The sequence below is a fragment of the Mesobacillus stamsii genome (genome assembly GCF_030814065.1).
Lineage (GTDB): Bacteria > Bacillota > Bacilli > Bacillales > Cytobacillaceae > Mesobacillus > Mesobacillus stamsii.
This window is the reverse complement of the sequence record NZ_JAUSUN010000005.1, coordinates 40,124-62,167: the sequence shown is the minus strand read 5'-3', so window position 1 is coordinate 62,167 and position 22,044 is coordinate 40,124. Positions and strand designations below refer to the sequence as shown.

Genomic DNA, 22,044 nt, shown 5'->3' with positions numbered 1-22,044 from the left:
GGGGGAAAAGGATGACGCAGCATTGGCAAGAGACCGTGCCTATTGACCGGTATCATGTTGCAGCCGGCGGCCTGCTGCATGATTATGATCGCAAGGTGCTCACCTTTTTGTACCAGCCGCTGATTGGTCCGACTTGCTTAAGCTTGTATATGACCTTGTGGGCTGAAATTGAAGAAAATCGGCTTTGGTCGCAGTCTGGTACACATCATAACCTGATGGCAATCATGGATCTGAATTTGAAGGAAATTTTTCATGCCCGCCAAAAACTTGAAGGCATGGGGTTGCTGAAGACGTATGTGAAAAATAGTGAAGATGGCCGTTCCTTCATTTATGAATTACAGCCGCCGCTTAGTCCGCAACAATTTTTTCTGGATGGTATGTTGAATGTGTATTTATATCGGAAAATCGGAAAAAATCAGTTCTTGAGACTGAAGCAGTTTTTTAGTGACAAGCTGCCTGAGGCAGAGCCAGGATATTCTGAGATTACCAAGGCTTTTCAAGATGTGTTTCTTTCTGTTCCGCCACAGGCTCTCTTGTATAATGAGGATTCAGCCGCCGATCTTACTGAAGCGGAAACGCAAACCTTCATCGGCAGGAAGGAATCTAACAAAATCCAAATAAACACGGCAGAATTTAATTTCGATCTGTTAGTCGGAGGGATTCAGGATTCCTTGATCCCTAAAAAGGCTTTTACGACAAAGGTGAAAGAAGCAATCAGCAATCTTGCCTTCCTGTACGGAATTGATGCAATAAAGATGAAAAATATCGTCTTGAGTGCGGTTACAGATGATAGTGAAATCGATATCGAGGAATTGAGAAAGGCGGCCAGAGACTGGTACCAATTTGAATACCAGGACCAACTGCCGGCATTATTGGACCGAACTCAGCCTTTTCCGCACAAAGCTGGGATCGATCAGCCAAAAACGAAAGAAGAAGAATTGGTTCATTATTTTGAAAAAACATCTCCTAGACAACTGTTGATTGATTTATCAGGCGGTGCTGAACCTTCCAAATCTGATCTGCAGATCATTGAAGAAGTCATGTTCAAGCAAAAGCTGCTTCCGGGTGTCGTGAATGTTTTGGTCCAATATGTTATGATCAAAACAAATATGAAGCTGACAAAAGCATATATCGAGAAAATCGCCAGCCACTGGTCGAGGAAAAAAATCTCGACGGTAACGGATGCCATGGAGCTGGCGAAAAGTGAACATCGACAATACCTCGATTGGGCAGAAGGAAAGAAAACGCCAGCTGCATCAGGAAAACGGAAATCTGTCCGCAAGGAAGTGTTGCCGGACTGGTTTGAGAAAAAGAGCGAGAATGGACGGGATCAACCGCAAAATCAAGAAGATCCTGACTTTGAAATAGAGAAGAAAAAGCTGGAGGAAGAGCTGAAAAAATTTAAATCCGGGAGGTGATTCAGCTGCAAAACATAAACGAAACGCTGAAAAAGCTCGCTAATAACGAAAGCTTTCAGGACCGGTATGTGGCACTCAAAAGACAGGTCATGCAAGATCAGACCATCAAACAATTCCTCGATGAAAATGCAGACTTTATCACCAGGGAAATGCTTGATGGCAGCATGTCCAAGCTGTATGAGTATTCCAACCAGAGCAAGAATTGTAAAAATTGTGAAAGTCTCACAGCTTGCAAAAATATGATCAAAGGCTATGAACCTCAGCTTTTTATTAAAGGCAAATACATTGATGTTAAATACGATCGCTGTAAAAAGAAGGTCATGTATGATGAGCAGCAAAAGAACGCTCGGCTGATCAACAGCATCTATGTGCCGAAGGAAATCCTTAAAGCATCCTTTGGGGAAATTGAACTGGATGACGCGGCGAGATTCAAAGCGATAAAATTGGCGAAGGATTTTGTTGAAAACTATGAACCTGGCCTGAAACAAAAAGGTTTGTTCCTGCATGGACCGTTCGGAACGGGCAAGTCATACCTTCTTGGTGCGATTGCCAACGAATTGGCCCAAAAGCAGATCAGTTCTTTGATTGTATATGTTCCGGAATTTTTCAGAGAAATGAAGAATGCGATTGGGGATCATTCGGTCAACGACAAGCTGGAAGCGATCAAAAAGGCCGATGTCCTGATGCTTGATGATATTGGAGCGGAGACGATGAGCAGCTGGGTCAGGGATGAAATCCTTGGAACAATTCTGCAATTTCGCATGCTTGAAAATTTACCTACCTTTTTTACTTCCAACTACGATCTTCCCGGGCTTGAACACCATCTGACACACAGCCAACGAGGAGAAGAAGAGCAGCTAAAGGCGGCAAGAATTATGGAACGAATCAAATACCTTGCTCAGCCGGTTAAAGTAGAGGGCAAGAACCGCAGAGTGTAAAAGTAGGCGCAGCGAGAAGGCTGTAGCCTATTTTTTTTGTTCTTTACTTTTTCTCAGGCCATCTAGAGACTTCTAAATTGTCTAAGTCCCCCATATATATAATCAGGGATTATTTAAAAGGGGGGATATGGTTGATTGAAATCATCTTCCAAAAAAACGAGGATGCCTGGAAATTATACCAATATTTAGTTACCAGACTTGCTTCTTTGCAGGAAAAAAGTTCCATTCTTCTAAATGAAGATCAAAATAGAGTGTTGATTCCAGAAGCGTTTTTTGCGACAGGAAAATTAGCGGAATTGAAGATATGCCTGCATGATTTTATCTTGAAACTGAAACGGGATGACTGGCTAAGAAGCATCCTAGCAGAATCTTATTTTTACACAGAAAGGGAAGAACAGGATCAAATCCTGGATATCCTCTATTCAGTCCTCGAAGGGAACCGAAAGGAACTGGCCACTTTTATCGAAGGTGTCGAAGAACCAGGGGACATTAAAAAGTCAATCAATGATATTCTTGATGAGCGGATCTCATTTTCGTTTGATTCCTTTGTCGTATTCAGGCTGAAGGCTTATTTTGAACAGCTTACCAAATGGATAGAAATCGCCATTGATGAGTATAAAATGGAACAGGAGTATCAGGTGTTTCTTCATACATTGCGAAGTTTTTTGAAAGACAGAAGCCCGCAAATGCCTTATTTATATTTGGTCATCGATGAAAATATGGCCTTCTTTAATCAGGAGTTTACGGAAATGAAGCGGAATGAATTGGTTAAAACGATTGACCGAAGACTGCTTGTCAATCACCCAGTCTACGTCGATTCCGGAACGATTGCGCCGCTGCTGTCGATCGCACCGCAAACGATTTTCCTCTACACTGATGATGCGCATCAGCCGTTAGTGAGAACGATCATTAACTTGTTTGAGGAACGGGTGAAAATCAACCCAATTTCCACTTTCGAACAGGAAAGAGTAAATTTTTTGAATGAAGATCATGAAAACATCCGATAGCCCACTTGATTTTCAAAACATTACAAACTATAATTACCTACATACTAAACGAATAGTAAATGTAATGATGAGGATATGGGCATTCTTGAAAGGTTTGCAGAGAGGGAAGGCGCGGCTGAAAACTTCCTAACACAAAAGAAACGCTTACCACCTCTAAACTCCAGCTGTGAACGCCTTTAGGGCAAGTATTGGCTGGCGGCAGAAGCCGTTATCGCAACCAGAGCCATTCATGCATGAGTATTGCGCAGGAATGGGAATTGGGTGGAACCACGTGTGATCAAACTCGTCCCTGTTTTTAGGGACGGGTTTTTTATTTTTTGCGCAAAAATTGCGCCACATAGGAATAGGAGGAAAAGCCAATGGCAGACATGTTAAAAATATCGTTTCCAGATGGAGCAGTGAAGGATTTTCCGGCAGGCATTACTACAGAAGATATCGCCAGTTCAATCAGTCCGGGGCTTAAAAAAAAGGCCATTGCCGGAATGGTGAATGGAAAGCCGTATGATCTCCGCAGACCGATCGAGGAAGATGCGGCGATCGAAATTGTCACTCCGGATCACCCAGAAGCACTTGAAATCCTGCGACACAGTACCGCTCACTTAATGGCACAGGCAGTCAAACGCCTGTATAAAGGGGTAAACCTCGGGGTAGGGCCAGTAATTGAAGACGGCTTTTATTACGATATCGACATGGAGCATTCGCTTACTCCGGAAGATTTGCCGGAGATTGAAAAGGAAATGAAGAAAATCATCAACGAGAATCTGGAGATTGTCCGCAAAGAAGTAAGCCGTGAAGAAGCAGTTAGCTTTTTTAATGACCTTGGCGATCCTTATAAGCTAGAGTTGATTGAAGCGATTCCGGCAGATGAGAAGGTCACTCTTTATCAACAGGGAGACTTTGTCGATCTTTGCCGTGGAGTACACGTGCCTTCTACTGGCAAGCTGAAGGAATTCAAATTGCTGAGCATCGCCGGTGCTTACTGGCGCGGCAACAGTGACAACAAAATGCTTCAACGTATTTACGGTACAGCCTTTTTCAACAAGGAGGATCTGAAGGAGCATTTAAGACTGCTTGAAGAAGCGAAGGAACGTGACCACCGCAAGCTTGGCAAAGAACTGAGCCTGTTCACAAACTCGCAGAAGGTCGGTCAGGGGCTTCCGCTTTGGCTTCCGAAAGGCGCGACGATCCGCCGTATCATTGAGCGCTATATTGTCGATAAAGAAGTCAGCCTCGGCTATGACCATGTGTATACACCAGTCTTGGGCAGTGTCGAGCTTTACAAAACTTCCGGCCACTGGGACCACTACCAGGAAAACATGTTCCCGGTCATGGAAATGGACAATGAACAGCTTGTCTTGAGACCGATGAACTGTCCTCACCATATGATGGTGTATAAAAACAGCATCCACAGCTATAGGGAGCTGCCGATCAGGATTGCTGAGCTTGGAACGATGCACCGTTATGAAATGTCCGGCGCATTGGCTGGCCTCCAGCGTGTGCGAGGAATGACTCTCAACGATGCTCACCTTTTTGTTCGCCCGGATCAGATAAAAGAAGAGTTCAAACGTGTCGTTGAACTTGTGCTTGCAGTTTATGCTGATTTTGATATGACTGATTACTCGTTCCGTCTGTCCTACCGCGACCCAGAAGACAAAGAGAAATATTTTGATGATGATGAAATGTGGGAAAAGGCTCAGTCCATGCTTAAAGAGGCGATGGATGAAATGGGACTCGATTATTTTGAAGCAGATGGGGAAGCGGCATTTTACGGACCAAAGCTGGATGTGCAGGTCAAGACTGCGCTTGGCAAAGAAGAGACATTGTCCACTGTTCAGCTCGATTTCCTGCTTCCTGAGCGTTTTGACCTGACTTATATCGGGGAAGACGGCAAGCAGCATCGTCCAGTTGTTATCCACCGTGGTGTTGTCTCGACTATGGAACGTTTCGTTGCCTTCTTGATCGAAGAATACAAGGGAGCTTTCCCGACATGGCTGGCTCCAATTCAGGCTCAAATCATCCCGGTTTCACCTGCTGTTCACTATGATTATGCAAGGGAAATCCAGGAAAAGCTGAAAGCAGAAGGCTTCCGCGTCGAGTTGGACGGCCGTGATGAGAAGATTGGCTACAAAATTCGGGAAGCGCAAATGCAGAAAATTCCTTATATGCTGGTTGTCGGAGACAAGGAAGTTGCCGACAAATCAGTCAACGTCCGTCCATACAGCGAACAGAATTCCGAGACTATCTCCTTCGATGAATTCCTTGAATTATTCAGGAAGGACGCGAAGATATAGGAAAGGCTTTGATCACAAGTTCGTATTCAATCGGCTTTTATGTAAAAAAAAGATTGCAGCCTGTATGGCTATCTGCTAAAATACCTTTTGTTGCAGTTAATTCGTTTGACACATCAAATACATTATGCTATATTAGCAAGAGTGAACTGAATACAAGTTTTAGGAAAGAAGAAGCACCCGCTTCTCACCTGGCTGACGCATTCACAGCTGTTGGCAGGTAATACGTAAACGTCTGATTATTTTGTTTCCGTAAGTGTGGGTGTCATTGCCTGCACTTTTTTTATTGCAAAATAAAAATGGACTCTTATTGGGTGAGCAAGATAAAAGGCTTTGTCCTTGCAATATACTTCTTCTCCTTAACAATGTATTCGATAAAACCATGGAGGTGGCTAATTATTAGCAAAGATGCGATGTTATTAAACGAGGGAATTCGCGCTCGCGAAATTCGTCTGATTGATCAAAACGGCGAGCAATTAGGAATTAAATCCAAAGCTGAGGCTCTTGAGATCGCAACGCGCGTCAATCTTGATCTTGTGCTTGTTGCTCCGAACGCGAAGCCTCCTGTAGGCAGAATTATGGACTACGGAAAATTCAAGTTCGAACAGCAAAAGAAAGAAAGAGAAGCACGTAAGAACCAAAAGATCATCACAACAAAAGAAGTCCGTCTTAGCCCGACAATTGATGAGCATGACTTCAACACGAAGCTTCGCAACGCTATCAAGTTCTTGGAAAAAGGCGATAAAGTAAAAGCATCCATCCGTTTTAAAGGACGTGCTATTACTCATAAGGAAATCGGTCAGCGTGTTCTTGATCGCTTCTCAGAAGCATGCAAAGAAGTAGCGACAATCGAATCGCATCCAAAAATGGATGGCCGAAGCATGTTCCTGGTACTAGCACCCAAAACTGAAAAGTAACGAGGAGGAAGTCCCTATGCCAAAAATGAAAACACACCGCGGCACAGCCAAGCGTTTCAAGAAAACTGGAACTGGCAAGCTTAAGCGTTCACACGCATTCACTAGCCACTTATTCGCAAACAAATCTACAAAAGCTAAGCGTAAGCTTCGCAAATCTGCAATGGTTTCCAAAGGCGATTTCAAACGTATTCGTCACATGCTTGACAACATTAAGTAAACTCGAGAAATCTCGATTTATATAGGAGGGAAATTACATGCCACGTGTAAAAGGCGGTACAGTTACGCGCAAGCGTCGTAAAAAAGTCATCAAATTAGCTAAAGGTTATTATGGTTCTAAACATACATTATACAAAGTTGCTAACCAGCAGGTTATGAAATCCCTAATGTATGCATTCCGCGACCGTCGTCAGAAGAAGCGCGACTTCCGCAAACTTTGGATCGCTCGTATCAACGCAGCAGCACGCATGAACGGTCTCTCATACAGCCGGTTAATGCACGGCCTTAAGCTTGCTGGTATCGAAGTAAACCGCAAGATGCTTGCTGAATTGGCAATAAGCGATGCTCAAGCATTCACTCAGTTGGCTGATACAGCAAAGCAACAATTAAACAAGTAAGGAAGACAACCATTCTCACTGGAGGGTGGTTTTTCTTTTACTATGAGGACGTGGGGTTATGGAAAAAATTTTTGCTGGCTTGATTTTTGTGATGAATCTAGGGGCATTTTTGACCATGGGATTGGATAAACGGCGAGCAAGACACAATCAATATCGAATAAGGGAAAAAACACTTTGGTATATTGCCTTCTTTGGCGGAGCGGTTGGGGCAACAACAGGAATGAAGTATTTTAGGCATAAGACGAAGCATAGCCAATTTGCGTATGGCATGCCGATTCTTGCAGTGATCGAGATTGGTATCTTTGCCTATTTATTTACATTGTTCGGATAATAGTGCAAAGATGTTTCATTTAGCTCCAGCGTCTAGGAGTCTGTCCGGCGGAGTGAAATCCACGTATTTTTATTTAAAATGAATGTTTTTATACAATAAAACGGATGAATAGGAAGCATTCTCGCAGAATTATACGCTAAAAAATTTTTATCGGACAGACTCCTTGCCCCCCTGAGATGCTTTGGGCCGCCCAAGATAGCAAAAGCGTCCGTAATAGGGCCGGACGCTTTCCATTATTTATCGTTTGCCATAAATTCCTTAACTGGGCTTTTCCAGTCGATTTTAGCGTCGGGATACTTGTCACGGATTTTTTGTTCGATAAACTGGAAGTCTTCAAGCACGAGTCTCTTTAAGGAAGAAGTTTCCTTGGGCCAGATGAAAATGGAAACGACTTCGAGTGCAGACGAAGTTATACTTACATACTTCTCTCCCTCAAACAAAACCCCTTTGTAAGTCACCAAAAAGTTTTTGCGGGCATTGGTTTGGTCATCCAATAAAAAGAAGCGCTTCTGCTCATGTGCAAGCTCCAGCTTCCGTTTCGGGTGGAATACATACTTCCCTCCACTGTAGATTAGGAAAAGGAATAGTAGCAAGAAAATAAGACGTAAAAGCAGAATCATAACTGCCCCTCCAATACGGAATTTCCTTATTTACGGATGAGATTCAAAATAGTTTCAACCAATTGATAATTGATCTATACTTTTTTGTGTAAAAAAAATACGAGGTGAAGCCAAATTATGAATACGAACAAACTATTTCAGATGCAAAAAGCACTTGACAGCTATATTGAGCGGCACCATCAATTAGAGAATGATGATTTATTTGACCGCAAGCTGCTTGCATTGCTAGTGGAAATAGGAGAGCTTGCGAATGAGACTAGGTGCTTTAAATTTTGGAGTGTGAAACCAGCGGCAGAAACAGATGTGATACTGGAGGAATTTGTGGATGGTGTCCATTTTATCCTGTCGCTCGGAATTGAGTGTGGTTTTGATGATATGGAATCTATTCTGCCAGGCACATCAACTGAAACCGAAGCAACTAGACAGCTATTGGCAATTTACGACTCTGTCCAAAAATTCAGGAACAGTCGCAGCAGGAACTCCTATCTAGAATTATTTCAAGGCTATATAAAGCTTGCCCAGCTGCTAGGTTTAAATGATACGCAAATTGAACAGGCATATATTGCGAAAAATGAAGTAAATTATCAAAGGCAGCGATCAGGATATTAGGCAGAATTTTTTGTACATTGTAGTAGATATCTAGTATAATTAAGTAGCAAAAATATATATTGAGGGAGTCGAAATAATGGCTAAATTAGATGAAACATTGACGATGTTAAAAGATTTAACCGATGCCAAAGGCATTCCCGGCAATGAGCGTGAGCCAAGAGAAGTAATGAAGAGATACATAACTCCATTCGCTGACGAAGTTACAACGGATGGAATAGGCAGCCTTGTTGCCAAGAAAGTTGGAGATGCAAATGGGCCGAAAATCATGGTTGCCGGCCATCTGGATGAAGTAGGTTTCATGGTGACAAGCATTGATGACAAGGGATTCATCCGCTTTCAGACAGTCGGCGGCTGGTGGAGCCAGGTGATGCTGGCACAGCGCGTAACAATCGTAACTCGCAAAGGAGAAATTACAGGAATCATTGGCTCAAAGCCGCCTCACATCCTTTCTGCAGAAGTGCGCAAAAAGCCGATCGATATAAAGGACATGTTCATTGATATCGGTGCATCAAGCCGGGATGAAGCGAAGGAATGGGGGATCACACCTGGAGACATGGTCGTTCCTTATTTTGAATTCACTGTCATGAACAATGAAAAAATGCTGCTTGCGAAAGCGTGGGATAACCGAATCGGCTGTGCGATTGCCATCGATGTCTTGAAGGGACTTAAAGATACAGAGCATCCGAATGTAGTATATGGCGTTGGAACAGTTCAGGAAGAAGTAGGCCTTAGAGGGGCAAAAACGTCTGCCCAGATGATTGAACCTGATATCGGTTTCGGCGTTGATGTAGGTATTGCCGGCGACACTCCAGGCGTCACAGAAAAAGAAGCTTTAAGCAAAATGGGGGAAGGTCCGCAAATCATCATTTATGATGCATCTATGGTGTCTCACAAAGGTCTGCGTGATTTTGTAACCGACTTGGCCGACGAGCTCCATATTCCATACCAATTCGACGCAGTCGCTGGCGGCGGAACAGACTCAGGGGCGATCCACCTAACACATCGTGGTGTACCGGCGTTGTCTATCACAATTGCGACTCGCTACATCCACTCACATGCAGCGATGCTTCACCGTGACGATTACGAAAACGCTGTAAAGCTGATCGTGGAAGTCATCAAGCGTCTTGACAAAGACACAGTCGAAAAACTTACGTATGAATAAAAAATAAGATTAAATTGTCCAGAAAACAGCTGAAACATGTTTTCTGGACAATTTTTTTGTTCCTATAAACGGCAATTCTCTTTCATCCCTACATTTTGGACTGGTATCACTACGGAATGAATGTCAAATGACCATGTTCTCTCCGAAATGAATCATAATCTCTCGAAAAATAGCCATAATCTCTCGCAAATGAACGATAATCTCTCCAAAAATAGGTATAATCTCTCCCAAATGAACGATAATCTCTATTTTTTCCATAAAATAGAAAAAACAAGAATGAGATATAATAAAAAGAACCCCTTATATATAAGGAGTCCTTCCAAAAAAGCTATTTTCCCTTTAATCCTGATTCCAAAGCATCCAGCATTTCCTGCTTTTCCGCTTCGGATGCGTTTTGCCAGATTACTTCGAACAGCACTCCGAGTCCTGGAAGCATTTTTTCTTCGCCGTTTTGGATTGCGTCGACGATGGTGTCCTTCAACTCGTCCTGTGTGTTCCCTGCTACATTTGATATGACAGCGTTTCTAAGGTTTAGGTTCATTCTTGATCAAACTCCTTTCCAATGTCCGTTATAGGATTAACTATTTTGATTTTATTATGTATCCGTTTTGCGCTATAATTGGAAAATGGAACAAGCCATAACAAAGGAGAGCCAGAATTGAAGTACATTCAATCTGATAAAAATCCGCAAGTCAAACAATGGAAGAAGTTAAAGACGAGAAAAGAACGCGATAAATCCGGAATGTTTCTTGTTGAAGGCATTCATTTAGTAGAAGAAGCACTTACAAAAAAAGAAGATGTAGAAGAAATCATTTTAAGCGAAAAAACGGAATTACCGCCCGGCATGGATTACGGTTCGATCTCTGTAACGGTTGTGACCGATGATATCAGCCTCCAGCTTGCCGATACCGAAACTACTCAAGGCATTTTTGCTGTTTGTCGCCAGTCAAAACAGAATATTGCCAATGGAAGGACCTTTCTGCTGATTGATGCTGTACAGGATCCAGGAAATTTAGGCACGATGATCCGGACAGCTGATGCAGCCGGGATGGATGCTGTAATAGTCGGCAAAGGCAGCGTCGATCTGTTTAACCCGAAGGTGCTGCGTTCAGCCCAGGGCAGTCACTTCCACTTGCCGGTTTTAAACGGCGATCTTCATGAGTGGATTACAAAACTACAAACCGACAACATCCCTGTTTATGGGACGTCACTTGAAAATGGGGTGATTTTTACAGAGGCTGAAAGCAAGGAGTCCTTTGCACTGCTGGTGGGGAATGAAGGAAGCGGAGTAAACAAGGAGCTGCTGGCAAAAACAACACAAAACCTTTATATCCCGATATACGGCAAGAGTGAATCCCTGAATGTCGCTGTCGCCGCAGGTATTTTGCTCTATTATTTAAAAATAGGCTCTAAAACCATTTGATACTGCGCCAAGATTATAATATAATAAACAGCAAACTTACTATTTTAAAAACGATGACGGAGAAAAGTAGCTTGAAGATGGCCATTCAGGGAGAAAATGCCAATGACTGAAAGCATTTTTATGGAACAGACGAGCGAAGTTCACCTCCAGAGTTGGCATCGGGACCGCTTTTACAGAAGCGTAAAGATGCATCGGCACAAGCCGTTATCCTAATGAAGCGAACACGTGATACATAATTGTATTATCTGTTAAAAAGGGTGGTACCGCGATAACCTTAACCTCGTCCCTTTATATGGGATGAGGTCTTTTTGTGTTCAAAAATGAAAAATAAGAAGGAGGATTCACCATGCAGGATCGTTTAAAAGAACTGCAGATAGAGGCGCTAGAAAAAGTAGCTGCTGCAGCTGACCTGAAAGAATTGAATGATATTCGCGTTTCCTATCTTGGGAAAAAGGGTCCAATCACAGAAGTTTTGAAAGGAATGGGCAAGCTATCGGCTGAAGAACGGCCGAAAATGGGTGCCTTGGCTAACGAAGTCCGCGATGCAATTTCTGGTCAAATGGAAGGAAAGCAAAAGGAGCTAGAGGAAGCAGCCGTGCAAAAGCAATTGGCAGCCGAAGAAATGGATGTGACGCTCCCTGGCAGACCTGTCAAAATGGGCAGTCATCACCCACTGACAAGCATCATCGAAGAAATCGAAGATCTTTTCATCGGCATGGGCTATACGGTCGAAGAAGGCCCGGAAGTGGAAAAAGATTACTATAACTTTGAAGCGCTGAATCTTCCAAAGGGGCATCCGGCACGGGATATGCAGGATTCCTTCTATATCACTGAAGAAACATTGTTGCGCACACATACATCTCCTGTGCAAGCACGGACGATGGAAAAGCACCAGGGCAAAGGGCCTGTTAAAATCATCTGCCCGGGCAAGGTTTATCGCCGTGATAACGACGATGCGACCCACTCCCATCAGTTCATGCAGATTGAAGGGCTTGTTGTTGATGAAAATATAAGGATGAGTGACCTGAAAGGAACGCTTGAAGTTTTTGCAAAGAAACTGTTCGGCGAAGACCGCGAAATTCGTCTGCGCCCAAGCTTCTTCCCATTCACGGAGCCATCCGTCGAAATGGATATTTCCTGCAAAATTTGCGGAGGATCCGGCTGCAGCGTATGTAAGGGAACAGGCTGGATTGAAATTCTTGGTGCAGGAATGGTTCACCCGAACGTCCTGGAAATGGCAGGTTATGATTCAAAGAAATACACTGGCTTTGCTTTTGGCATGGGGCCAGAGCGGATTGCGATGCTCAAGTATGGAGTCGATGACATCCGTCATTTCTATACGAATGATGTCCGTTTTTTGAAGCAATTTTCAGTTGAAGAATAAGGAGTAGGAGGGAAAAACCATGTTGGTATCGTATAAATGGCTGCAGGAATATATCGATTTGGCCGGCATATCTGCTGAAGAGCTTGCTGAAAAGATTACGAAGAGCGGCATTGAAGTAGAAGGCGTAGAAAAATTGAATGAAGGTTTGAAGGGTGTCGTTGTCGGACATGTGCTGGAATGCGAAAAGCATCCCAACGCTGAAAAACTGAACAAGACACTCGTTGACATTGGCAGCGGTGAACCTGTCCAGATCATTTGCGGCGCGCCGAATGTTGGCAAAGGCCAAAAGGTTGCGGTTGCGACGGTAGGGGCTGTACTGCCTGGAAACTTCAAAATCAAAAAAGCGAAACTTCGCGGCGAAGAATCAAATGGGATGATTTGTTCCCTACAGGAATTGGGGATCGAAGGCAAGCTGGCTCCCAAAGAATATGCTGAAGGTATCTATAATTTCTCATCGGATACGGAAGTCGGCCAAGATGCGCTTGAGGTCCTAAACAGGGATGATGTAATCCTTGAGCTTGGCCTGACGCCAAACCGGGCAGATGCGATGAGCATGCTTGGAGTTGCCTATGAAGTAGGAGCAATTCTCGGCAAAGAGGTGAAAATTCCAAATCCGCAGCCGAAAACTTCTTCTGAACAGGCGAGCGACTATATCAAAGTAACGGTTGAAGCAAAAGAAGACAATCCATTGTATGTTGCAAAGATCATTAAGAATGTAAAAATCGGTCCATCACCAGTATGGCTGCAAACAAGATTGATGTCTGCCGGTATCCGTCCGCATAATAACGTAGTGGATGTTACCAATTTTATTTTATTGGAGTATGGTCAGCCGCTTCATGCGTTCGATTACGATAAGCTAGGGTCTAAAGAGATTCTTGTCCGCCGAGCTGGGAATGGCGAAGTGATTGAAACACTTGATGATGTGAAACGGACTTTGACTCCGGATCACCTGGTGATTACGAACGGAACAGAGCCTGTGGCACTTGCGGGTGTCATGGGCGGAGCGAATTCTGAAGTCAGCAGCGATACGACGACCATACTGCTTGAGTCTGCTTATTTTACTGGCGGAGCAATCAGAAAGGCTTCCAAAGACCATGGTTTGCGAAGCGAAGCAAGCTCACGCTATGAAAAAGGCGTCGATCCTGAAAGAGTTCGTCCAGCAGCAGAACGCGCCGTCGAATTGATGGTCGAACTAGCGGGCGGAGAAGTGCTTGGCGGTATTGTCGAAGCGGATGCTCTAGATGTGAAGCCGGCAGTTGTTTCCACAACGCTTGGAAAAATCAATAAAATTTTAGGTACAACACTGGAAATGAACGAGGTTAAGGACATTTTTGCCCGTCTGAAGTTTGCTACATCCGTCGACAACGAGACGATTACCGTTACTGTACCTACACGCCGTGGGGACATCACAATAGAAGAAGATTTGATCGAAGAAGTTGGCCGCCTGTATGGCTATGATAACCTGCCAACGACTCTTCCTGAAGGACCGTCCACACCGGGACATCTTTCAAATTACCAGAAAAAGCGCCGTCTCGTCCGTCATTTTATGGAAGGAGCCGGACTTTTCCAGGCTGTAACTTATTCTCTGACTAGCGCTGAAAAAACCACACAATATGCTTTGGAGAAATACGAGCCAGTGGAATTGGCGATGCCGATGAGCGAGGACCGCAACCATCTGCGTCTGAGCATCGTTCCTGAACTACTGGAAGTGCTCAAATACAATAATGCCCGCCAGAACGACAGTGTCGCTGTTTATGAAACAGGAGCCGTCTTCCTGAAGAACAGCGATGGGGAACTTCCGGAAGAACGGGAGCACCTTGCTGCCGCAATTACCGGCTTATGGGAAAGCCATCCATGGCAGGGTGAAAAAAAGGCTGTTGATTTCTTCGTTCTAAAAGGAATCGTGGAAGGCTTGTTTGCCAAGCTTGGCCTTGAAAGCCAGCTTGGATTCCAGAAGGCGGAGCTTGATGGATTGCATCCTGGACGCACGGCTGAAATTTTCCTGAATGGCGATGTGATCGGCTTTATCGGCCAGGTTCACCCAACCATGCAAAAAACGCTTGACTTGAAAGAGACATATGTATTCGAGTTATCACTAAAAGCATTATTGGAAGCAGAAACAGCACCATTACAGTACACAGCAATCCCGCGCTTCCCGTGGATCACAAGGGATATTGCACTTGTTGTTGACAAGAAAAAAGCTGCTGGCGACCTGGAGAAGATCATCTCCGAAGCAGGTGGATCTTTGTTGAAGGAAGTGAGTGTTTTCGATCTTTACGAAGGCGAAAAAATGGAGCATGACAAGAAATCACTTGCATTCTCGTTGAAATACTTCGATCCAGAGAAAACCTTAACAGACGAAGACATTGCAAAAGTTCATAATAAAGTCCTTGCTAAACTTGAAGAAAAAGCTGGAGCAGTTTTAAGAGGATAAACAGGAAAAGGCAGCCCCCGGGCTGCCTTTTTTGTTTATCCATTCTGCGATTCCGCGAATTAGTGCCACAATTCCTCGAAAATCACGGACATTCCCGCGAAAATCCCCCACAATTCCGCGAACTGGAAAAACCAGCGCATTTTCCCCAATGCTACACGCGGGCGATCTTCTTCGCTTTTTCAGTATTGGCAAAATGAAGCTTGACGTATTCAGGCAGTATTTCCACACCTTTTTCGATTATCAACCTGGCCGCCGCCTTATCAACAGCAGGTCCTGCACCTTTCGGAATCGTGAATCCTGCACGTTTGCTGAGGTTTTCGAAATGGCGGACAAACGCATAGCGGGCAATGATCGATGCTGCGGCAACACCGAGATGGATTCCTTCTGCTTTTGTACTGAATAGGACATTGTCACGGATGATCTTCTTTTGTCCTTTCAAATGGGCAAAGTAGATAGCTTCTTTTGCAAATTCATCAATTAAAATCGCTTCTGGTTTTTCCGGAGCGATTTTTTCAAGCATATGGCCGATTGCCTGATTATGCAGCAGCGCCTTCAGCTTTCCCTGGGACATGCCCTTCATTTGCATCTCGTTATATTTTTCATTATGTAAGGTCATCAGGCTGTAAGGCAAAAAGGGAACAAGCTGTTTGGCAATCTCGATGATTTTATCATCTTTGAGATTTTTAGAATCCTGGACACCGAGCTCTTTTAGCACAGGGATATCCTGCCTTCTAACATAGGCGGCAACGACCGTGATCGGACCGAAATAGTCTCCGGTTCCAACTTCATCGGAACCGATGATTGACATTTCTGCAATATTCTTCGGTAAGTGGGCCCCTGGCACAGACGCTGGGCTCTTTTTGGCGGAAGCAGCTGTAGCCGCGCCCCACTTTGCTGCTTCATTCTCTCCGTCTTTTCCCTGGAACAACACTTTCCCTGATTGATAGGCAGTTATCGCACAGGAAGGTGTTTTTGCGGCAAAAACACTGCCAGGCGGAAGCTTCTCAATCAGAAACTTGCTGTAATACTCCTTCATCTTTCTGATTTCTTCCGGACTTTTCTGTAGGACACTATTTCCCATCGTGCTCCACTCCCTTGATAAAGTTATGAATCGGATAGCCAACTACTTCCCAGCTTTTTACGTTCATGTTATAGTATAAAATAGGATTCTTATGAAGGGGGCAAAAATGTTGTCAGACACACAAAAAAATCGGTCGACTGTCGATATATATGGACAGCAGTATACTATAGTCGGCATAGAAAGCACCAGCCATATCCGGCTCATTGCCTCGATGGTAGATGATAAAATGCGGGAAATTGGTTCAGCGAATCCGTCACTTGATACTAGTAAATTGGCTGTGTTAACAGCAGTGAACGCTGTTAATGATTACATAAAAATGAAAGATCGTATGGAAGCGCTCGAAGCGGAAATTAAAAGGTTAAAGGACTGAATAATGCATGCTTGATCTCGCCGTTTTGGCTATATTGGTCATGGGATTTATGGTAGGACTGAAAAGGGGCTTTATCCTGCAAACCATCCACTTGGCCGGTTTTATCGCAGCTTTCGTTGTTGCGTATGTTTATTATGAGCAGCTTGCTCCCAAGCTGACGTTATGGATTCCGTATCCAAATCTCGACAGCAATTCTACATTCAAATTTTTATTGGAGAATACAAATTTAGAAGATGCTTATTACCGGGCCATTGCGTTCGCAATCATCTTCTTCGCTGTGAAAATACTGCTTCAAATCATCGGCTCGATGCTTGATTTTGTCGCACATCTGCCGATTCTGAAGCAGCTGAATGTGTGGGCAGGAGGAATCCTTGGTTTTATAGAAGTGTACCTGCTGCTGTTTATCATTCTCTACATTGCGGCACTGCTGCCGATCCCGGCGATCCAGGGACCTTTAAACGATTCCATTCTAGCCGAGAACATCATTAAAAATACTCCAGTATTTTCCCAACAAATCAAACAACTTTGGATTGAATACAAGGCTGCATAACTTCTCTTTTGCGGAGAAGTTTTTTTTATCCGGCGAAAAAGTGTCATTTAATTTCACAGTGGAGCTGGTTTTCTATAAAATAGAGACAATGGCCAAGACAGGATTGTAAAACTGGTTCAGAAATGGAAAAGGCAGGTGGAATTTGTGTCTGTTAATAAAAAAGATATCGTTCGATTGCTTGAAACGATTGCTATCTATATGGAATTAAAAGGGGAGAATCCATTTAAGGTATCCGCATTTCGCAAGGCTGCTGCTGCTCTTGAAGGGGATGAACGCAGCATGTCGGAAATGGGAGACCCTACTGAACTCAAAGGTATTGGAAAAGGTACTGCAGCAGTCATCCTGGAATTCATGGAAACAGGTCAGTCGACCGAGTTAAAGGAATTGCAGGAAGAAGTGCCAAGCGGCCTCATCCCACTTTTGCAGCTGCCTGGTATGGGAGGCAAAAAGATTGCCAAGCTGTATAAAGAGCTCGGTGTAGAAAGTGTCCATGATCTGGAGGAAGCTGCCATGGCAAGAAAGATTCGTGATCTCGCTGGTTTTGGCAAAAAATCAGAAGAAAAAATTCTTGCAGCGATTGAAAACTTTGGCACAAGACCGGAAAGGCTTCCGCTTGCCTACATGCTTCCAGTTGCTGAATTAATGGAATCCTATCTTCAAAAGATAGACAGTATTAAACAATTTTCAAGAGCCGGAAGCTTGCGAAGGATGAGGGAGACAATTAAGGATCTCGATTTTATCATCGCTTCCGCAAATCGTTCCGCAGTGAAGGACGAATTGGTCAAACTCCCGAAAATCAAAGAAATCATTGCTTCAGGCGACACAAAAGTCTCTGTCACTCTCGCGCTTGACTACGATGTGAATGTGGATTTTCGGCTTGTCGAACCAGAGGAATTTGCAACCGCACTCCATCATTTTACTGGGTCGAAGGAGCACAATGTGAGAATGAGGCAGCTTGCGAAGGAAAAGGGAGAGAAAATCAGCGAATATGGTGTGGAGAATGTAGAGACGGGTAAAGTCACCACTTTTAAGTCGGAAGAGGAATTTTATCAATATTTCGGCCTTCCGTTTATTCCGCCAGAATTACGAGAAGACGGCTCGGAGGTTGAGTTATACAATAAGGATTTGAAACTGATCACTCTTGACGCGATAAAGGGCGATCTTCATATGCATTCAACATGGAGCGATGGCGGGCATTCAATGGAAGAAATGGCCAGGGAATGTATAGCAAAAGGCTATACATACATGGCTATCACCGACCATTCTCAATTCCTTAAGGTTGCGAACGGATTAACGCCTGAACGCTTGCGAAAACAAATAGAAGAAGTGAAAGAACTGAATAAGAAATTCGATGACTTCACGATTTTGACAGGTATCGAAATGGATATTTTACCGGATGGCACCCTGGACTTTGAAGATGAATTGCTCGCTGAGCTGGACTTGGTCATCGCATCGATTCATTCTTCGTTTTCACAGCCGACCGAAAAAATCATGACTCGGCTGAAGACAGCGTTGGAGAATGCACATGTTGATATCATCGCCCATCCAACGGGACGACTGATTGGCCGCAGAGAGGGATACTCGGTTGATATCGATATGCTGATCAAGCTTGCGAAGGAAACGAATACAGCGCTTGAACTGAATGCCAATCCTAACAGACTTGATCTAGCGGCGGAATATTTAAGAAAAGCTCAGGATGAGGGTGTGAAAATTGTCATTAATACAGACGCCCACAAAGTAGATACACTGGAACATATGGGAATTGGCGTAACGACCGCCAGAAAAGGCTGGATTCAGGAATCATCCGTCCTGAATGCTCTTGGGCTCGATGGATTGGTTGATTTCCTGCACGACCGTAATCAATAAGGGGGTTCTTCGATTAAGAAGAAGGAGGAAATTTTGTGCAGCAACGAGTTTTGAAAACATTAGAATTTGATAAAATCAGGAACCAGCTGATGGAACATACTTCATCCTCATTAGGGCGTGAAAAGGCAGTCGCTTTATTGCCATCGGTCGATTTTTCCGAGGTTTTTCGTTTGCAGGAAGAAACGGATGAAGCAGCAAAGGTTCTAAGACGAAAAGGAAATATCCCATTAGGCGGCATACACGATATCCGGCCTCATGTAAAAAGAGCTCAGATCGGCGGCATGCTTAGCTCGCACGAACTGGTGCAGGTCGCAAGTACGGTGCATGCTAGTAGACAGATAAAGCGTTTCATCGAAGATCTTCAGGAATTGATCGAAGTGCCGATTTTGCTGAGCTACACTGAAGGCATCGTCGTCCTTGCAAATCTGGAGGAATCGATCAGGAACGCAATCGATGAAGGCGGAGAAGTACTTGATGGTGCAAGTGAAGCGCTGAGGTCGCTGAGACAGCAAATACGCGCAAGGGAAGCAAGAGTACGTGAAAAATTAGAAAGCATGATTCGCTCATCCAATGCTTCAAAAATGCTATCGGATGCGATCATCACTATCAGGAATGAACGATTTGTCATTCCCGTCAAACAGGAATACCGCTCCCATTACGGCGGCATCATCCATGACCAAAGTTCTTCCGGCCAGACACTGTTCATTGAGCCACAGTCGATTGTACAGTTGAATAATGAGCTTCAAACGATAAAAGTAAAAGAGCAGCAGGAAATAGAACGAATCCTGTCAGAGCTTTCTGCACTGACAGCCGAGCACCATGATGAACTACTGGTGATGGTAAGCATCATGGGTGAACTGGATTTTATGTTTGCCAAGGCTCGATACGGTAGCAAAATCAAGGGTTCGAAGCCAATCGTCAATGACGAAGGCCGCATCAACCTTTTTCAGGCAAGGCATCCGTTGATTTCCATAGAGGAGGTTGTCCCAAATAGTGTCAGTTTGGGGAGTGATTATACAACCATTGTCATTACAGGTCCGAATACAGGAGGGAAAACGGTTACGCTGAAAACAGTAGGGCTTTGTACGTTAATGGCCCAGGCTGGATTGCAGATCCCAGCGCTAGACGGGTCGGAGGTTGCTGTTTTTGGATCGGTATATGCGGACATTGGCGATGAACAGTCCATCGAGCAAAGCTTGAGTACTTTTTCGTCGCATATGGTCCATATCGTGGAAATCCTCGAGAAAGCGGACGATCACAGCCTTGTTCTTTTCGACGAACTTGGCGCAGGTACGGATCCACAGGAAGGGGCAGCGCTGGCAATCGCTATTCTGGATGAAGTATACAAACGCCGGGCAAGGGTAATTGCGACAACGCATTACCCAGAGTTAAAAGCATACGGATACAATCGTGAAGGAGTCACCAATGCGAGCGTCGAATTTGATGTCGAAACATTGAGTCCGACATATAAGCTTTTGATTGGTGTTCCGGGACGAAGCAATGCATTTGAAATCTCCAAGAGACTCGGATTGAAGGACTCTGTCATTGATACAGCAAGATCGTATATCAGTGCTGACAGCAATGAGGTCGAAAATATGATTGCTTCTCTTGAGTCGAGCCGCAAACAGGCGGAAACAGACAGAGAAGCAGCCCGCCAGCTGCTTAAGGATGCCGACAGCCTCCATAAGGATATGCAGAGGCAAATGTCGGAGTATCATCAGAAAAAAGAGGAACTTGCTGAGAAGGCAAAGGTGAAAGCAGCTTCCATTGTGGAAAAAGCGAAGGAAGAAGCAGAAGAAGTCATCCGTGAACTGCGAAAGCTAAGGCTGGAAAAAGGCGCGGAAATAAAAGAACATGAATTGATTGATGCAAAAAGACGCCTAAGCGAGGCCACACCTGAGCTCAATAAGGTGCGGAAGGGTAGCAAGGCGAAACCTGCCAAGCATGAATTTAAACCAGGAGACGAGGTCCATGTGCTGACATTTGGCCAAAAAGGCCATTTAGTGGACCGTGTAAATGATAAAGAGTGGCAAGTCCAGATGGGCATTCTCAAAATGAAAGTGAAGGAAACCGATTTGGAATACGTCCATACTCCGAAGCCGGTAGAAACAAGGCCGATTGCTACCGTTAAAGGAAAGGAATTCCACGTAGGACTAGAGCTGGACCTTAGAGGGGAGCGCTATGAAGATGCGCTTATAAGGGTCGAAAAATACATCGACGATGCGCTATTAGCCGGTTATCCTCGCGTCAGCATCATCCATGGAAAAGGAACAGGAGCATTAAGGCAGGGGGTTCAGGAATATCTGCGCGGCCACCGGTCTGTCAAAAAAATCCGTTTTGGGGAAGCTGGAGAAGGTGGAACAGGTGTAACTGTGGCAGAATTTCAATAGCGGATCGATAGCTGAAAAAATAGGAATCTTCGCCAAAAACCATTATAATAGCGATATTAGGAAAATATATTCAGGGAGATTGGACATGGAGCATTTCTGGGAAAATGAATATATAGTAACAGCAGGCTATTACAGTGTGGCAATTCTCTGCATGGTTGTGTTTCTAGCTGTCTTTGAATTGGTCACTAAATATCGGAACTGGGATGAGATCCAAAAAGGGAATCTTTCAGTTGCAATGGCAACCGGCGGGAAAATTTTCGGGGTATCGAATATCTTCCGTCATTCCATCAACCAGCATGATTCCCTTCTCACGATGGTTAGTTGGGGAGTTTTCGGCTTTGTGCTGCTTTTGATTGGTTACTTTATTTTTGAATTCTTGACCCCGAAGTTCAACATCGACATTGAAATTGAAAAGGACAATCGTGCAGTTGGTCTGATTTCCATGGTCATCTCTGTCGGCCTGTCGTATATCATCGGAGCAGGAATTTAAACAGGAGGATCGGAACAGATGCAAAAGCTGGCAAAAATTTTGCTGATCCTATGCGGATTATTTCTGCTGGTCGGGATAATTTATTTGATGTTTATTGTATAAAACAATTGCAAAACCGCCTTCAATGGCGGTTTTTTCGATTAATTATGAGA

Annotated in this window: 21 protein-coding genes and 2 other annotated features; of the genes, 18 read left to right on the top strand and 3 right to left on the bottom strand. The window is 44.2% G+C overall.

What is annotated here, in order from left to right:
- Nucleotides 1-11: 11 nt before the first annotated feature.
- The 8 genes from J2S25_RS05585 (at nt 12) to J2S25_RS05550 (ending at nt 7,513) form a co-directional block, all read left to right on the top strand.
- Nucleotides 12-1,418, top strand: coding sequence for a replication initiation and membrane attachment family protein (locus J2S25_RS05585; protein WP_044393432.1), 1,407 nt, complete (start codon nt 12-14; stop codon nt 1,416-1,418).
- Nucleotides 1,419-1,423: 5 nt separating this feature from the next.
- Nucleotides 1,424-2,356, top strand: a complete 933-nt coding sequence (gene dnaI, locus J2S25_RS05580; RefSeq protein ID WP_044393481.1) for a primosomal protein DnaI — start codon at nt 1,424-1,426, stop codon at nt 2,354-2,356.
- Nucleotides 2,357-2,487: 131 nt separating this feature from the next.
- Entirely contained in the window at nt 2,488-3,363 is an 876-nt protein-coding gene (gene ytxC / locus J2S25_RS05575) for a sporulation protein YtxC (RefSeq protein WP_044393438.1), read from the top strand.
- Between the two features lie 359 nt (nt 3,364-3,722).
- Nucleotides 3,723-5,654, top strand: coding sequence for a threonine--tRNA ligase (gene thrS, locus J2S25_RS05570; RefSeq protein WP_044393439.1), 1,932 nt, complete (start codon nt 3,723-3,725; stop codon nt 5,652-5,654).
- A gap of 159 nt (nt 5,655-5,813) precedes the next feature.
- Nucleotides 5,814-5,941: a sequence feature (ribosomal protein L20 leader region), on the top strand.
- Between the two features lie 123 nt (nt 5,942-6,064).
- On the top strand, nt 6,065-6,568 hold the full coding sequence (gene infC, locus J2S25_RS05565; protein WP_044393445.1) for a translation initiation factor IF-3: 504 nt from the start codon (nt 6,065-6,067) through the stop codon (nt 6,566-6,568).
- A gap of 16 nt (nt 6,569-6,584) precedes the next feature.
- Nucleotides 6,585-6,785 carry a 50S ribosomal protein L35 gene (gene rpmI / locus J2S25_RS05560; RefSeq protein WP_044393446.1) on the top strand — a complete coding sequence of 67 codons (201 nt, stop codon included), beginning with the start codon at nt 6,585-6,587 and terminating at the stop codon, nt 6,783-6,785.
- A 37-nt stretch (nt 6,786-6,822) separates the two neighbouring features.
- Nucleotides 6,823-7,182 (top strand): 50S ribosomal protein L20, encoded by a 360-nt coding sequence (gene rplT / locus J2S25_RS05555; RefSeq protein ID WP_044393448.1) that lies wholly within the window; start codon nt 6,823-6,825, stop codon nt 7,180-7,182.
- 58 nt (nt 7,183-7,240) lie between these two features.
- Complete coding sequence (locus J2S25_RS05550; protein WP_044393449.1) at nt 7,241-7,513, top strand: DUF1294 domain-containing protein; 273 nt, start codon at nt 7,241-7,243, stop codon at nt 7,511-7,513.
- A gap of 233 nt (nt 7,514-7,746) precedes the next feature.
- Here the strand turns inward: J2S25_RS05550 and J2S25_RS05545 are convergent, their stop codons facing one another.
- A complete protein-coding gene (locus tag J2S25_RS05545; RefSeq protein ID WP_044393451.1) occupies nt 7,747-8,133 on the bottom strand; it encodes a hypothetical protein in 387 nt (128 codons plus the stop codon).
- A 117-nt stretch (nt 8,134-8,250) separates the two neighbouring features.
- On the opposite strand from J2S25_RS05545, the gene J2S25_RS05540 reads away from it, so the two are divergent.
- On the top strand, nt 8,251-8,742 hold the full coding sequence (locus tag J2S25_RS05540) for a dUTP diphosphatase (protein ID WP_307191462.1): 492 nt from the start codon (nt 8,251-8,253) through the stop codon (nt 8,740-8,742).
- 76 nt (nt 8,743-8,818) lie between these two features.
- A complete protein-coding gene (locus tag J2S25_RS05535) occupies nt 8,819-9,904 on the top strand; it encodes a M42 family metallopeptidase (protein WP_044393454.1) in 1,086 nt (361 codons plus the stop codon).
- Nucleotides 9,905-10,232: 328 nt separating this feature from the next.
- Here J2S25_RS05535 and sspI read toward each other — a convergent pair whose 3' ends face one another.
- Nucleotides 10,233-10,445, bottom strand: a complete 213-nt coding sequence (gene sspI / locus J2S25_RS05530; RefSeq protein WP_044393456.1) for a small acid-soluble spore protein SspI — start codon at nt 10,443-10,445, stop codon at nt 10,233-10,235.
- Nucleotides 10,446-10,562: 117 nt separating this feature from the next.
- On the opposite strand from sspI, the gene J2S25_RS05525 reads away from it, so the two are divergent.
- The 3 genes from J2S25_RS05525 to pheT all read left to right on the top strand — a co-directional run bounded on the left by J2S25_RS05525 (nt 10,563) and on the right by pheT (nt 15,145).
- Complete coding sequence (locus tag J2S25_RS05525; protein ID WP_044393457.1) at nt 10,563-11,327, top strand: TrmH family RNA methyltransferase; 765 nt, start codon at nt 10,563-10,565, stop codon at nt 11,325-11,327.
- Nucleotides 11,328-11,371: 44 nt separating this feature from the next.
- Nucleotides 11,372-11,618, top strand: a binding site (T-box leader).
- Nucleotides 11,619-11,673: 55 nt separating this feature from the next.
- Nucleotides 11,674-12,711, top strand: a complete 1,038-nt coding sequence (pheS, locus tag J2S25_RS05520) for a phenylalanine--tRNA ligase subunit alpha (protein WP_044393458.1) — start codon at nt 11,674-11,676, stop codon at nt 12,709-12,711.
- A gap of 19 nt (nt 12,712-12,730) precedes the next feature.
- On the top strand, nt 12,731-15,145 hold the full coding sequence (pheT, locus tag J2S25_RS05515; protein ID WP_307191461.1) for a phenylalanine--tRNA ligase subunit beta: 2,415 nt from the start codon (nt 12,731-12,733) through the stop codon (nt 15,143-15,145).
- A 151-nt stretch (nt 15,146-15,296) separates the two neighbouring features.
- Here pheT and rnhC read toward each other — a convergent pair whose 3' ends face one another.
- Complete coding sequence (gene rnhC, locus J2S25_RS05510) at nt 15,297-16,226, bottom strand: ribonuclease HIII (RefSeq protein WP_044393462.1); 930 nt, start codon at nt 16,224-16,226, stop codon at nt 15,297-15,299.
- A 109-nt stretch (nt 16,227-16,335) separates the two neighbouring features.
- On the opposite strand from rnhC, the gene zapA reads away from it, so the two are divergent.
- The 5 genes from zapA (at nt 16,336) to J2S25_RS05485 (ending at nt 21,892) form a co-directional block, all read left to right on the top strand.
- The gene (zapA, locus tag J2S25_RS05505) at nt 16,336-16,596 is read left to right on the top strand and encodes a cell division protein ZapA (protein WP_044393482.1); all 261 of its coding nucleotides are present in this window, start codon (nt 16,336-16,338) and stop codon (nt 16,594-16,596) included.
- Between the two features lie 7 nt (nt 16,597-16,603).
- A complete protein-coding gene (locus tag J2S25_RS05500; RefSeq protein ID WP_044393467.1) occupies nt 16,604-17,146 on the top strand; it encodes a CvpA family protein in 543 nt (180 codons plus the stop codon).
- 144 nt (nt 17,147-17,290) lie between these two features.
- On the top strand, nt 17,291-19,012 hold the full coding sequence (gene polX / locus J2S25_RS05495) for a DNA polymerase/3'-5' exonuclease PolX (protein ID WP_044393468.1): 1,722 nt from the start codon (nt 17,291-17,293) through the stop codon (nt 19,010-19,012).
- Nucleotides 19,013-19,047: 35 nt separating this feature from the next.
- Nucleotides 19,048-21,402, top strand: coding sequence for an endonuclease MutS2 (locus tag J2S25_RS05490; protein ID WP_307191460.1), 2,355 nt, complete (start codon nt 19,048-19,050; stop codon nt 21,400-21,402).
- 85 nt (nt 21,403-21,487) lie between these two features.
- Nucleotides 21,488-21,892, top strand: a complete 405-nt coding sequence (locus tag J2S25_RS05485) for a DUF350 domain-containing protein (RefSeq protein WP_044393470.1) — start codon at nt 21,488-21,490, stop codon at nt 21,890-21,892.
- Nucleotides 21,893-22,044: the final 152 nt, after the last annotated feature.